General features: G+C 43.7%; 19 protein-coding genes. 18 read left to right on the plus strand and 1 reads right to left on the minus strand.

All coding sequences use genetic code 11. From position 1 onward, the window contains the following. The 18 genes from U5K72_15220 to U5K72_15305 form a co-directional block, all read left to right on the plus strand. Window positions 1–249, plus strand: a 249-nt coding sequence (locus tag U5K72_15220) for a hypothetical protein (protein ID MDZ7720164.1), incomplete at its 5' end; no start/stop codon positions are given. Between the two features lie 292 nt (window positions 250–541). Further along, window positions 542–868, plus strand: coding sequence for a metalloregulator ArsR/SmtB family transcription factor (locus U5K72_15225; protein ID MDZ7720165.1), 327 nt, complete (start codon window positions 542–544; stop codon window positions 866–868). A gap of 3 nt (window positions 869–871) precedes the next feature. Continuing rightward, window positions 872–1,636: a metallophosphoesterase family protein gene (locus U5K72_15230; protein ID MDZ7720166.1), complete on the plus strand. Its 765-nt coding sequence runs from the start codon at window positions 872–874 to the stop codon at window positions 1,634–1,636. A gap of 159 nt (window positions 1,637–1,795) precedes the next feature. Beyond that, window positions 1,796–2,176 carry a hypothetical protein gene (locus U5K72_15235; GenBank protein MDZ7720167.1) on the plus strand — a complete coding sequence of 127 codons (381 nt, stop codon included), beginning with the start codon at window positions 1,796–1,798 and terminating at the stop codon, window positions 2,174–2,176. A 6-nt stretch (window positions 2,177–2,182) separates the two neighbouring features. After that, entirely contained in the window at window positions 2,183–2,626 is a 444-nt protein-coding gene (locus U5K72_15240; protein MDZ7720168.1) for a DinB family protein, read from the plus strand. Between the two features lie 573 nt (window positions 2,627–3,199). Further along, a complete protein-coding gene (gene arsD / locus U5K72_15245; protein ID MDZ7720169.1) occupies window positions 3,200–3,454 on the plus strand; it encodes an arsenite efflux transporter metallochaperone ArsD in 255 nt (84 codons plus the stop codon). A gap of 717 nt (window positions 3,455–4,171) precedes the next feature. Further along, window positions 4,172–4,369, plus strand: coding sequence for an ArsA-related P-loop ATPase (locus U5K72_15250; GenBank protein ID MDZ7720170.1), 198 nt, complete (start codon window positions 4,172–4,174; stop codon window positions 4,367–4,369). 22 nt (window positions 4,370–4,391) lie between these two features. After that, entirely contained in the window at window positions 4,392–5,624 is a 1,233-nt protein-coding gene (locus U5K72_15255; GenBank protein ID MDZ7720171.1) for a TRC40/GET3/ArsA family transport-energizing ATPase, read from the plus strand. Continuing rightward, complete coding sequence (locus tag U5K72_15260) at window positions 5,611–5,961, plus strand: ArsA-related P-loop ATPase (protein MDZ7720172.1); 351 nt, start codon at window positions 5,611–5,613, stop codon at window positions 5,959–5,961. Before U5K72_15255 ends, U5K72_15260 begins: the two co-directional genes overlap by 14 nt. Next, window positions 5,958–6,878, plus strand: a complete 921-nt coding sequence (locus U5K72_15265) for a universal stress protein (protein ID MDZ7720173.1) — start codon at window positions 5,958–5,960, stop codon at window positions 6,876–6,878. The genes U5K72_15260 and U5K72_15265 overlap by 4 nt, the downstream gene beginning before the upstream one ends. Before the next feature lie 65 nt (window positions 6,879–6,943). Further along, entirely contained in the window at window positions 6,944–8,242 is a 1,299-nt protein-coding gene (locus tag U5K72_15270) for an arsenic transporter (GenBank protein MDZ7720174.1), read from the plus strand. Between the two features lie 188 nt (window positions 8,243–8,430). Next, a complete protein-coding gene (locus tag U5K72_15275; GenBank protein ID MDZ7720175.1) occupies window positions 8,431–8,757 on the plus strand; it encodes a carboxymuconolactone decarboxylase family protein in 327 nt (108 codons plus the stop codon). A 28-nt stretch (window positions 8,758–8,785) separates the two neighbouring features. After that, window positions 8,786–9,532, plus strand: coding sequence for a sulfite exporter TauE/SafE family protein (locus U5K72_15280; protein MDZ7720176.1), 747 nt, complete (start codon window positions 8,786–8,788; stop codon window positions 9,530–9,532). A gap of 515 nt (window positions 9,533–10,047) precedes the next feature. After that, the gene (locus U5K72_15285) at window positions 10,048–10,284 is read left to right on the plus strand and encodes a thioredoxin family protein (protein ID MDZ7720177.1); all 237 of its coding nucleotides are present in this window, start codon (window positions 10,048–10,050) and stop codon (window positions 10,282–10,284) included. Between the two features lie 89 nt (window positions 10,285–10,373). Further along, the gene (locus U5K72_15290) at window positions 10,374–10,697 is read left to right on the plus strand and encodes a rhodanese-like domain-containing protein (protein ID MDZ7720178.1); all 324 of its coding nucleotides are present in this window, start codon (window positions 10,374–10,376) and stop codon (window positions 10,695–10,697) included. A 23-nt stretch (window positions 10,698–10,720) separates the two neighbouring features. Beyond that, window positions 10,721–11,701: a permease gene (locus tag U5K72_15295; protein ID MDZ7720179.1), complete on the plus strand. Its 981-nt coding sequence runs from the start codon at window positions 10,721–10,723 to the stop codon at window positions 11,699–11,701. Window positions 11,702–11,704: 3 nt separating this feature from the next. Next, a complete protein-coding gene (locus U5K72_15300; protein ID MDZ7720180.1) occupies window positions 11,705–11,989 on the plus strand; it encodes a hypothetical protein in 285 nt (94 codons plus the stop codon). Window positions 11,990–11,993: 4 nt separating this feature from the next. Then, window positions 11,994–12,182: a hypothetical protein gene (locus U5K72_15305; GenBank protein MDZ7720181.1), complete on the plus strand. Its 189-nt coding sequence runs from the start codon at window positions 11,994–11,996 to the stop codon at window positions 12,180–12,182. A 62-nt stretch (window positions 12,183–12,244) separates the two neighbouring features. Here U5K72_15305 and U5K72_15310 read toward each other — a convergent pair whose 3' ends face one another. Further along, window positions 12,245–12,385 carry a hypothetical protein gene (locus U5K72_15310; protein MDZ7720182.1) on the minus strand — a complete coding sequence of 47 codons (141 nt, stop codon included), beginning with the start codon at window positions 12,383–12,385 and terminating at the stop codon, window positions 12,245–12,247. Window positions 12,386–12,774: the final 389 nt, after the last annotated feature.

Below are 12,774 nucleotides of genomic sequence, written 5' to 3' on the forward strand. Positions count from 1 at the left end.
CGGCCCGGAACCATTACTTTTTCACTTGGCTTTGGCCAGTGGGGAAATGGCGCCAGAGATACCGTAGTTGATGGCGATGTGATTAAAGGCGATGAACGCCGGGGCCGTGGTATCCATGCCAATGCCGTGATGGCGGTAGACCCGCATCTTAAAAACACAGCCTTTAGTGATATTGCTGGCGGCAGCGCGGTATTTTACGATACATGGGTGAAACTGGAACGGTATGAAGGCAAACTGGATCTGGCATAAGTCATTCACCAGTTCTAAAATCAGTCGGTCAGGTATCTTTCCCTAACCGGCTAACCATAAATATTAAATAAGTATTATTTAAATGTAGACGACATCCAACAAATGTATTGATTTTTAAAATTATGAGGTACTGCCATGTACACAATTCGATGTAAAGTAGAACTGGCTACGAAATCCATCAATAAATATTTCACTGAGAGGCGAACTGTACCAATCGAAAGAAACTGATATTTTGTTGTATTCTGAATATCGGATACTGTCAGAAAAAGTTTTTCATCATCAATAAATAACTATGATACGAGCCAAAAAGATAAAATTGGACGATCTCAAAACTGAACGATCTGCGGCAATAGCCAAAGCCCTGGGCCACCCTGCAAGGATTGAGATCATAAAAATTTTGATGGAGCAAAATTCTTGTTTTTGTGGTGATTTAGCTGATGTACTTCCACTTGCGCAATCTACTGTATCACAACACTTGAAAGCTCTGAAAGACGCCGGTTTAATTTCTGGGACTGTAGATGGTGTTCGCACCTGCTACTGCCTGAATCCGGATGGAGTCAGTGAACTCGATAACTTATTATCAGAACTATCTTCTAAACTTGTAAAAACCTGCTGCTGACTTATGAAAATCGCCCTTTTTAGTGATATACATGCAAATATTGATGCCCTTAAACCAGTACTTAATGATATCTATAACCGTAAACCTGATGCTGTGTATTGCCTTGGGGATCTTGTTGGATATGCGCCCTATCCAAATGAAGTGATTGAAACGATCAGAGAAAAAGGAATTCCGGTCATTGCAGGAAATTATGACCAGGGTGTCGGATTGAAAAGTGATGACTGCGGCTGCGCTTACAAAAATGAAGAAGATGAAGCCAGGGGTGTTGAATCCATCACCTACACCAATAAGATTATCTCTGAAGAGAATCGAAAGTATTTACGGTCACTTCCCGCACATCTCAGAGTTGAGTTTGGGGTGAATACGGATCCCTGTCATCTGCTGCTTGTACATGGAAGCCCCAGAAAAATTAATGAATATCTTTTCGAAGACCGACCCGATAAAAGCATGATCCGAATGATGGAGAAAGCAAACGCGCATATCATGGCGTTTGGCCACACCCACAAACCTTATTACAAAAGATTGGAAGACAGCGATGGGAACTTTCGCCATGCGATTAATATCGGATCCGTGGGAAAACCGAAGGATGGCGATCCGCGTGCCTGTTATGTGACGCTGGAGTGGGAAGATGACCTGGATTTGTCCCGCTCCAATGGACTAAACGTTGAATTTATTCGTGTGGAATATGATGTTGAAAAAGCAGCAAAAGCAGTTGAAGAGAGTCCGCTCCCCAATCCGTTCGCTGACATGCTCCGTAATGGAGGTTGATTTTTATTGAAACATGCGGAAAAAGGTGCACTCGTTTTATCAAATAAATTTAAGAAGCTGAATTTGAAACCAAAGAACATACGGAATAAAACTACACTGATTACACACCAGGGCGTAATACCTTCATTAAAACTTTCAAAGATCAATAAAAACAGTCCTATGAGTAATATCAAACCTTTTTCGACAAAAAACCTTAACGCTTACTCAGCGGTATTTATCTCGATGACCATCTTAAGTCTCCTGCTTTGGAGCCTCTATCTAGTGATGAAGTACGGCGGATTTGAACTTCAATTCTTCTCCACATATAGCATGGAACTTGTCTTCAGCTTTATAATGGTGATGAGCGGAATGATGATCATGTTTGTTGCTTCTCTGTTGAATTTGAGAAAAATGAGATCGGGCTGGGAGAAAATGGCGAAAGGAGAACAGGATGTAGATATCCCGAATGTTTGGTGCCCGGTTTTGACAACCGCCAAGCAGGCTGCAGAAGAGTTCACAAAAAACAAGATAGACCCAACAAGAATAGAAACTAAAAATTAAAAGATTATGAACAATCAACTATTTTACGACATGTGGAAGATGGGACGAACCCGTTTAACCAATCAGCTGGAAAGCATGAAAAAAGAGGACTTACTGAAACGAGTTCACAGCGATAGCAACAGCGTGGGCTGGCTGATGCGCCACATCGCGGAAGTGGAATTGTTATTTGCCAAGAATGTCTTCGGACGAGAGCTGAAATTAAAAGCTCAAACCATCGGCTCCATTGCCAAAGACCACGGACAGTTTGATGAGCTTGAACCTCTGCTGGAGCTCATAGAAAGAGCGGGAGATGAACTGGGAGCTGCTATTAAAGATATCGAGGATTGGGATGGCGAGGTCACCACGGCCGAGTTTGGCACAGTTACCCGTGCGGAAGCTCTTGGCAGAATAACAACACATACCGCCTATCATGCGGGACAGGTTGCACTTGCAAAAAAGTATGGCGAATAAACAGACCTGTCAGCGTCTGTAGCACAGCGAAAGTCCTGACAGCGTCGAATTTGAGCTATGAAAAAATTCTTTCAGTCATATTTTGAAAAGGAGAACACACAAAATTATTGAGATACTCTTGTTTCAGGATCCGGTACCTTCAAATATTCACATACCACCGGAACAGCAACCTCCCGTGGGCAGAGTTGATGATTTCCCTTTGAACCGGTTAGCGAATTCCGCTGAAAACCTGGGTGAACTCTTAGATCCGCAGTTTTCACATTAAGTGATGAACCATCTCCTGCTTTTTTCAAAGAAGATCGAAACTCGATAATCTCATCACATTCTGTACACTGTATCATAAAAAGGCATAATGATCGTCTTTAATTATTAAAAGTACTGATCGAAATTATTAAAACGACTTCAATCAGCTTGATAATCAATATCATACATTAATATAAGGATTTTTTTCAACCTCGTCTTCATTTCATGAGACTGCAAAACCAAAAAAAGAAATAAGGTTGGATGTCTAAATTATCATCGTAATTTTACGATTGAATAAAACGACCCCTTAAATAATAAGACCAATTAAAAATGAGTAATCAGACCGAGACCAAGACATTAATTGAAGTATACGATCCTGCCATGTGTTGCAGCACCGGAGTGTGCGGACCTGACGTGGACGATTCACTTGCAGATTTTGCAAATGATGTTAAATGGCTAAAATCAAAAGGCGTAGAAGTAAAACGCTATAATTTAGGGCAGGAGCCGGAAGCCTTTAAAGCCAATCCGCCGGTTTTAACAAGACTTCAGAAAGGTGGCACTGAAGTGCTTCCCAATTCATTTTAATGAACGGCGAGATGATGTCGGAAGGTGGGTATCCGGATCGAACTACTCTACTTAAAATGGGCCGGACTTAGAAATGTTAAATGAAGCTTCAAATGAACAAAACGATGGAATCACATAAGTAAAGAGTTTGACTACAGTGAAAAGGTAGATATTCTTGTTGCGATTAGGTGCATCCGTTGCAGCCGGTTGTGAGACTTGTCTAAAATCTCACTTTTAAAGAGGTCAAAAGAAGCTGGGATTGACAAGAACAGATGGCTAAAGCATATGCAAACCGGATTAAAATGCACAACAGGTTCCTGTTTCAGCAACATTATTGAACTATGCAAACAAACTTGTTGGGAGTACCCACGCAGCTCCTGCTAATGGCTGTGCTCCTGGAAGCGGATGTTGTTAATGAAATAAGACCTGTCAGCGTCTGGAGCGGAGCGAAAGTCCTGACAGCGTCGAGAGTTTTACAGATCTCAACGCTGTCAGGTCCCGTGGATGCTCAGGTTGATGGATCATCCCTCTGAGGGCAGAATCAGAACGTGCGCAGCATCAGTTCTGTAATCAGGGTGTGTTCGCGGGATTGGAAGCTATGAATAAGCATTAGACTTTTATCAACGCTTTGAAACACACCCCTCGCTGACTGAATACGCTACGCGTTTTCATCAGCCTTTCCCTCTCAAGAGGGGAATTACTGCCGCAAAGAAATTTCAAAACTTTTACACCAATATCATGAAGAACTTACCACAAATCACACCATATATCTTTTTCACAGGTAAAGGAGGCGTTGGTAAAACTTCGCTTGCAAGTGCAACAGCAGTCAAACTGGCCGATGAAGGCAAAACGGTACTGCTGATCAGCACAGATCCCGCCTCAAATTTAAAAGAAGTTCTCGAAACCAATGTGACCGAGAAAGGTCACGCCGATTAACGGAGTAGAAAATCTGCACGCGGTGAATATCGATCCTGAGATGTCGGCTGAGGAGTACCGAAACCGGGTTACATCCCCCATGGAGGGAATTCTTCCCGAAGAGGAAATCAACAAGATCAGAGAGGAGCTTTCCGGAGCATGCACAACGGAGATCGCGGCATTTGACGAATTTGCCCGATATGTTGCAGGAGATGGAGAGAATCAGCCCTATGATGTGATTATCTTTGATACGGCTCCAACCGGACACACCTTGCGCCTGCTGGAACTGCCGGCTGCCTGGAGTGAATTTATTGAATCGAATCCTGATGGAGCATCGTGTATCGGCCCGTCATCGGCGTTGAAAACCAGCCAGGAGCGCTATCAAAAAGTGGTGGACAGGCTTAAAGATAAGGATGCTACAACCATTTATCTGGTAACCCGACCCGACGCTTCAGCACTTCGTGAAGCGGATCGATCAGGACAAGAGCTGAAGGAGATGGGATTGGCGAGTCAGCTGCTTCTCATCAACGGCTATTTTGAACCGGTGGATGAATCGGATCCGTTTGCCCAAAAAATGAAGGCGATGGCTGATGAGATACTGGAAAATATGCCGGAACGCCTCAAAGAGATGAAACAGATGGTATTTCCGCTTCGTCCTTACAACCTGCTTGGTATCGAGAAATTGAGAAAAGTGTTTGAACCGCTTGATAAAGAAGAGATTAAAAATAACAGCGGATCTATTTTGACAGAAGATCACGAGAGTGATTTTCCCGGCCTTGAACAGATGGTGGAAGACATCATCGACGATAAAGATCACGGCCTGGTAATGACGATGGGGAAAGGTGGTGTCGGTAAAACGACAATTGCAGCAGCCATCGCGCTTCGGCTCGCTCAAAAAGGCTATCCGGTTCATCTCACTACAACCGATCCGGCTGCACACCTGATGGATCACATTGGTGATCTGAAGCTGCCTGAAAATCTGGAAGTCGACCGGATTGATCCGCACGCCGAAAAGCAGGCCTATATCGAAAAAGTGCTGAAGCAGAAAGGAAAAAACAAAACAGACGACGAGCTGAAGCTGCTTCGGGAAGATCTGGAGTCGCCATGTACGGAAGAAGTTGCAGTATTTCAGGCGTTTTCTAAAGCCATTCATCAGGCGAAACGGAAGTTCGTGGTTGTAGATACAGCGCCCAACCGGACACACCCTGCTGCTGCTCGACACCACCGGAAGCTATCACAAAGAGGTGCTGCGAAATACCCATATGGATGCGGATAAACTGAAAACCCCGTACATGTATCTTCAGGATCCGGACTATGCGAAACTGATTATTGTATCATTGCCTGAGACGACACCGATTACGGAAGCTGCAAAACTTCAGGATGATCTCAGAAGATCCGGCATTGAGCCTTACGCATGGGTGGCTAATCAAAGTATGTCGGCCACGGTTGTAAATGACCCGCTCTTAAAGCAAAGAGCTGCGGCCGAAATTCCACTTTTGGAAAAAATGGATAAGGAGCACGCAGAACGTCTCTATGCGATTCCATGGATTCCGGAAGATCGTGTGCTGGAAAGAATGTTGAGCAATACCAATCAAAAAGAGAAAACGATATGAGTTTGAATTTCGATCATGCACTTGTAGCACTCGACCAATCTGAGGCCAGCGACATCATCACAGATTGCCTGGCTCATTTTAAAAAATACGGTACCCAAAAATTTACGCTCTATACATCTGTAAGCATTCCCTACCCGGGTGGAATAGGGTCAGCAGATGAAGAGTCCTACAAGAAAAAGCTGGAGAAATACAAAGAAAAGCTGGAACCTCACGATTTTGAGGTTGAAGCAAAAGTGGATATTGGCATCAATGCCTATTCACCCGTTCAAATAATGGAAGCGGCAAAAAAAGCAGGTGCCGATTACATCATCATCGGTAACAGGGGATATAATAAATTCAGAGAATTTCTGCTGGGCAGTACAGCCACCGAACTCTTACAGCGGTGTCCGCTGCCGGTGTACCTGATTAACCTCTCCGTGTCAGAAGAGTCGGCACTTGAAGAACGGAAACTATACTGCGTGAAATCATGCCGGGATTCTTTGCAACACATTCTGCTGCCCATTGACTTTTCGTCAACTTCGCTACGGGCGTTCGATGTGGTTAAATCATTTTCCCGGAAAGACACAAAACAGATCACTCTTTTACATGTACAAGCGAGCGGCAGGCCGGGGGTGGATGATCCTGACAGACTCCGGGAATTTGATGAAGAAGATTCTGCTCATTTGGCGAAACTAAAAACCGATCTTGAGAGTGCTACGCAGACATCTGTTAATACGATTATAAAATATGGCTCACCGGTAAAACAGATCCTGGATATCGCTGATGAAATAGATGCAAACATGATTATTATGGGAAGTCAGGGACGCGGCTATGTGAGCGACTTGTTTCTCGGTGGAGTCAGCCTGCAGGTGATTCGAAAAACCAAAATCCCGGTTTTAACGGTTCCGGCCGACAGGACAAATGAAGATGGTTCATGAAAGAATCACTCATTCTCAGTATTTAAAACAAACTATCTCTAAAAAAAAGACGTACATACAAAATTATGTCATTAGCGATTATTGCCTCACTTATTTTTCTCTTTACACTTGTTCTTGTTATTTGGCAGCCGAAAGGCTTAAACATTGGATGGTCGGCCACCATCGGAGCCGTACTTGCACTGATAGCCGGGGTTGTCAGTTTCCAGGATGTAATTACGGTAACTGAAATTGTGTGGAATGCCACACTTACGTTCGTGGCCATTATCATCATCTCGCTTATACTGGATGAGATTGGGTTCTTCGAATGGTCGGCCCTGCATATGGCGCGATTCGCCAACGGTAGCGGACTCAAGATGTTTATCTTCATAACGCTTCTCGGATCCATTGTGGCCGCGTTTTTTGCCAATGACGGTGCCGCCCTAATCCTCACACCTATTGTACTGGCTATGGTGCGGGCGCTGAAATTTAAAGAGAGAATGATTCTGCCATTTATCATGGCCAGCGGTTTTATTGCGGATACAGCATCCAGCCCCCTGATTGTAAGTAACCTTGTAAATATCGTTTCGGCCGACTTCTTTGGGATCGGGTTCGTGGAATATGCCAGCCGGATGATTGTCCCGAACTTCTTCGCGGTACTGGCCAGCTTGCTGGTTTTGTACCTGGTATATCGAAAAGATATCCCGAAAAGCTATTCTCTTGATGATGTGAAACCACCCGAATCAGCCATTCGTGATCACAAAATGTTTAAGATGTCGTGGGTGATCTTGAGCATTCTGCTGATCGGCTATTTTGCAGCCGAATTTGTGCATATTCCGGTTTCGTTTGTGGCGGGAACCATCGCCATTTTCTTCTCGCTGATGGGAATGAACAGCAAGGCGGTTGACACACGAAAAGTGTTGCGAAATGCGCCGTGGGCCATTGTCGTTTTTTCCATCGGGATGTACGTTGTAGTGTACGGATTGCAAAACGTGGGTCTGACCGACCTGCTCGCTGATGTGATTCAGTCAGGCGCCGACCAGGGACTTTTTGCAGGCACGATGCTGATGGGCTTTTTGGCAGCAGTTCTCTCTTCTGTGATGAATAACATGCCTACGGTAATGATTGATGCGCTGGCTATCCAGGCCACATCAACGGAAGGATTGATGAGGGAAGCGCTGATCTATGCGAATGTGATCGGTTCTGACCTGGGGCCAAAAATCACCCCAATCGGTTCGCTGGCAACCCTGCTGTGGCTGCACGTATTATCAACAAAAGGAGTGAAAATCACCTGGGGATATTACTTTAAAGTCGGAATCATACTCACCATTCCCACACTGTTTTTTACATTGCTTGGGCTTTATCTTTGGTTGCTGTTGATTGGATAAATTCAGGATAACAGCAAAAACAATCCGGTAGTAAGTTTGGAGCAGATACGAAATATAATAATGAGAATGCCCTTCATGATGGCGGCAATAAAGTGGGTTATTGTATATCCATACGGTTAATTTTTAATTCCTTTTAGAAATATGTTAGATTAAAATAAATCCCTTTATTCCATCAAATTCAAACAACTATGTCAGATATCCCACAGCCCTTCATCGATTTTACAGTGGAATACCCCGAAGTAGGCCAGGCCTATGCCCAGTTGGGCCATGCCGTTCACAACGCCGGACCCATCGATCAGAAAACAAGAGAGCTTGTGAAACTGGCAATGTCTTGCGGAGCTCAAAAAGAGGGAGCTGTTCACTCTCATACGCGCAAGGCCCTGGATGCAGGCTGCACAAAAGAAGAGATTCACCAAGTGGTACTTTTGCTTCTTCCAACTCTTGGAATGCCCAGCATGATGGCGGCCATGACCTGGGTGAATGATATAATTGAAGAGGAAACGGATACCGAATAGTATACCAGCAGTCTGAATTCAGAATATAATGGAGTTTCCACTTTACCTGCTACTGCTGTTTTTATTGATTGCCTTTATTTATGGATCTGTCGGCCATGGCGGCGCTTCGGGTTACATAGCTGTACTTACGCTCACCGGTTACTTTTCTCCGGAACTGGTTCCCGTGGTGTTGATCCTCAATATCCTGGTATCATCCATCGCGCTTTATAACTACGGCAGCCGCGGACATTTTGAGTGGTCCCTATTTTGGCCGTTTGCAGTGACGTCAATCCCCGCTGCTTTTTTAGGCGGATATGTTACTGTAGGTGCCAATCTGTTTTTCACGATTGTCGGTATGGTTCTTTTATTAATGGCGGGAATCGTCTTCTTGAGAACCTTGAAAAAAGAAGAAATAGAGCAAAACAAACCGGTTTATATTCCTGTCGCGCTACTCTCAGGTTTGGTTATCGGATTTACTTCGGGACTGATTGGTGTGGGCGGCGGTATTTTTCTAACTCCGTTTATGCTCTTCCTTGGCTGGGGAAAATTGAAAAATATTGCGGCTGTAAGCGCACTTTTTATTCTTGTCAATTCAACCAGCGGAATCATTGGCCATGCGGTTTCAACACAGATACAGTGGCCTCTGGCTCTCTACTTCGTCATCCCTGTCGTGGTTGGCGGTTTTATCGGTTCCCGTTTTGGCGTAAAATCGGTGAAGGCGTATTACATCCAATATTTGCTCTCCATCGTCTTGCTGATCGCAGGCATTAAAATGCTTGCACAGTATGCGTTTTAAAGCGTGAGTTTGGTGGTCGTAACCAATCACGGATTTAAACAACTTTGAGGCTGCTTCCAAAAAGGAACTAATATGTTTCACAGTCAAAGTAATGTTAAGCAGTTCTATAAACATTTGATAATTGAGCAGAGACAAGCAACAAGCAAAAAAGCCCTGAAAAGGGCTTAAGCATAACATCAGGCATCGCCCTATGGTCGAAGTTGGCAGGCATTCGCCGCCCATTCAGGGCTTATATCAGTCAAGCCGCTGGCTTCACAGGGGCAGCAGCCCCATATGCGCTAATTTATCAAAATGGAATAATGAAGCCTTGTCATTCGCAGCAGACCTTTCTCCATTTTGTGAAAGCTTGAGCTAATGTGGTTTCAGCTCAAATAAATATTTCTCAGCCCAAAACTTCCCTGATGATCGCTGAATAGATAAAAACAATCAAGCTATTAATCGCAAAATTACGATAAATGGGTAATTGTTCGTATATTTACGATGAAATTAAAAATCACAAACATAGTTAAACAGACATGAAAAAAATAAAAATTCTTGGCCCCGGTTGCCCGAAATGTAAAACCACCTATCAAAATGTGTTGACAGCCTTAGAGAACACAGGTATTCAGGCGGATGTGGAGAAAGTAGAAGACATGGAAGAGATGTTAAAATACAACGTATTAACAACTCCTGTGCTGCTCATTGACGACACAATTCACATTAAGGGACGAGTGGCCCAGGTAAGTGAAATCAAAAAATTATTGGAACAGTAAATAAATCAAGAGAAGCACAATGGACACAAGATCAAATAAAAGAAATATGTCCCGGAACGACTCAAACGTGGATTAAAGACGGCGCATTACTGGTTGATGTACGTGAACAGGATGAAGTTGAACAACTGGCGTTTGATGCGCCAAAAATCATGCACATTCCACTATCTGAGTTTGAAAATCGCTATAACGATATTCCAAAAAATGAGCAGGTAGTGGTTGTGTGTCGAATAGGAGAAAGAAGCCTGAGAGCTGTTAATTTTCTCATTCACAATGGGTTCGACAACAACCTCGTGGCAAACATGAAATTTGGTCTGGATCGCTGGGTTTCAAAGGGTTTTCCAACTGTTGGCGATCCCAAGTTTATTCTTGATGGCAGCATGGGCAATTCTTGCTGCAGTACGTCATCAAATTAAAAAATTAGAAGCAGGTTCATACTATGTTTGAATGGATTCAATCATTTGCAGACTGGCTCATCTTTTCCACGATACAATTAAGTCCGGATTCACAGCTTGGAACAGCCCTGAACTTTTTTGTATACGATACCATAAAGATACTCATTCTGCTTTTTATCATCGTTTTCCTGATGGGAATCGTAAACGCCTATTTTCCGGTTGAACGGCTTCGGTCGTTTCTGCACCGGAAAAAGCTATATGGTTTGGAGTACTTTATCTCAGCACTTTTTGGAGCGGTCACACCTTTTTGCTCCTGTTCGTCCGTACCTCTGTTTATCGGTTTTGTGCAGGGTGGGATACCGCTGGGCGTAACGTTCGCGTTTTTGATAACCTCACCGCTTGTAAATGAGATCGCAATTGCGATGTTCATCGGCATGTTTGGCGTAAAAACCACACTGATATACGCGGGGTCGGGAATTTTGCTGGGTACGTTTGGCGGATGGTTTTTAGGAAAGTTCAATTTAGAACCCCTGCTTTCTGACTGGGCCAAAAAAATCATTGCGAACTCCAACCAGTCAAATACAGAATATCATGAGGCAGAGGATCCATCGTTTCGGGATCGTCTGCCCGGAATATCGCGAGAAGCGTGGGAAATTGTCAGCGGTGTTTTGGTTTACATCATAATTGGAATTGGTATTGGTGCTGCCATGCACGGATATGTTCCTGAAAACTTTTTTGCCACCTATTTGGGCAATGGCGGATGGTGGACTGTGCCGGCTGCGGTAATCCTCGCTGTTCCTATGTACGCTAACGCAGCAGCAATCGTACCGGTTATTGAAGTCTTCGTAACAAAAGGGATACCGCTCGGAACCGCCCTGGCGTTTATGATGGCAACAGTTGGCTTATCTCTGCCGGAAGGCACACTATTGAAAAAAGTGATGACTTTTAAATTAATTGCCATCTTTTTCGGTACCGTTACTCTCTTTATTATTTTTTCCGGTTATGTGTTTAATATGGTATTATAATACATGAATTTAAATGGAACAGTTACAGGTATATATATTACACCTGAACCGGAGGGAGAAATTTCGGAGGTTGAGTCGATTGAAGCCGTTGCCGGTGTTGGCTTAAAAGGCGATCGAAATTATCACAAACAGATAAAACTGCCTGTTGAAGAACGTAAACCTGAGAATGAATGTACGCTGGTCGAAGGGGAATCGGTTGATGAGCTTAATCAATCAGGGGAGTTTGGCATCATTCAACCGGGCGATCTCAGAAGAAATCTGGTGACTGAAAAATATCCGTTTAAATGATCTGGTGGGCAGGGTTTTTACGGTTGGAGAAGTTACTGCCAAAGGGATTGAATTGTGTGAACCCTGCCGCCACCTGGAAAAACTGACCGGGAAAAAGATCATGAAACCATTGGTTCACAAAGCCGGTTTACGTGCTCAAATTATTCAGGACGGGATGATTCATTCCGGAGATGAAATTAAAGTCAGCCAATAGAGAGATGATCATTTCAACTATAAACCCGAGCCAAAGGCTTCCCGATGGGTCAAAATTTTATCTCAAAGTGGCTGTGGATTATACTGCATCGATATTTTCCGTGTCTGTTCACCAAACCCCGGCAGCTTCTTTTCGCACATTGCTTCGGTCTCTCTTGCTTTACAGATTACAGCACAACTATTCACATCACTTATTCTTTTCATTTCATCCACAAGTTTTTCATACTCGTCGGGGATTGCTTGGTAAATCCATTCGATTTCGTAGCTTAGTCAATTTGAAAATTATTTTTAGTGCCCGGTCCTGACTTGTCTTCATAGATTCCCTTGCTGGCCCGGCCGGAAAAAGTAATGATCCCACTACTAATACGGTCCATATTTTTCTTATTATAATAATTAATTACCGACAAAAGGTGAGTATCTTAGAGCTAAAGTTCTCTTAAAACAATTACAGGCTAAACAAAAAAAAGGAAGTTTTTGCTCCAAAGGAATGCCTTCGGCACAAAACCAGTGACTTTGTCTTTGTTCAAGACCAGTACCCCGGCCAGTGGAGAAAAAATCATATTTACCATACGTGAGGACTTTAATTTCACGAT

Source organism: Balneolaceae bacterium (genome assembly GCA_034521495.1).
GTDB lineage: Bacteria > Bacteroidota > Rhodothermia > Balneolales > Balneolaceae > Rhodohalobacter.

Coding starts and splice junctions, on each gene's coding strand:
- U5K72_15225 (MDZ7720165.1), top strand. CDS start 542: ATGATACGAGCCAAAAAGATAAAATTGGACGATCTCAAAACTGAACGA.
- U5K72_15230 (MDZ7720166.1), top strand. CDS start 872: ATGAAAATCGCCCTTTTTAGTGATATACATGCAAATATTGATGCCCTT.
- U5K72_15235 (MDZ7720167.1), top strand. CDS start 1,796: ATGAGTAATATCAAACCTTTTTCGACAAAAAACCTTAACGCTTACTCA.
- U5K72_15240 (MDZ7720168.1), top strand. CDS start 2,183: ATGAACAATCAACTATTTTACGACATGTGGAAGATGGGACGAACCCGT.
- arsD (MDZ7720169.1), top strand. CDS start 3,200: ATGAGTAATCAGACCGAGACCAAGACATTAATTGAAGTATACGATCCT.
- U5K72_15250 (MDZ7720170.1), top strand. CDS start 4,172: ATGAAGAACTTACCACAAATCACACCATATATCTTTTTCACAGGTAAA.
- U5K72_15260 (MDZ7720172.1), top strand. CDS start 5,611: ATGGATGCGGATAAACTGAAAACCCCGTACATGTATCTTCAGGATCCG.
- U5K72_15265 (MDZ7720173.1), top strand. CDS start 5,958: ATGAGTTTGAATTTCGATCATGCACTTGTAGCACTCGACCAATCTGAG.
- U5K72_15270 (MDZ7720174.1), top strand. CDS start 6,944: ATGTCATTAGCGATTATTGCCTCACTTATTTTTCTCTTTACACTTGTT.
- U5K72_15275 (MDZ7720175.1), top strand. CDS start 8,431: ATGTCAGATATCCCACAGCCCTTCATCGATTTTACAGTGGAATACCCC.
- U5K72_15280 (MDZ7720176.1), top strand. CDS start 8,786: ATGGAGTTTCCACTTTACCTGCTACTGCTGTTTTTATTGATTGCCTTT.
- U5K72_15285 (MDZ7720177.1), top strand. CDS start 10,048: ATGAAAAAAATAAAAATTCTTGGCCCCGGTTGCCCGAAATGTAAAACC.
- U5K72_15295 (MDZ7720179.1), top strand. CDS start 10,721: ATGTTTGAATGGATTCAATCATTTGCAGACTGGCTCATCTTTTCCACG.
- U5K72_15300 (MDZ7720180.1), top strand. CDS start 11,705: ATGAATTTAAATGGAACAGTTACAGGTATATATATTACACCTGAACCG.
- U5K72_15310 (MDZ7720182.1), bottom strand. CDS start 12,385: ATGAAAAGAATAAGTGATGTGAATAGTTGTGCTGTAATCTGTAAAGCA.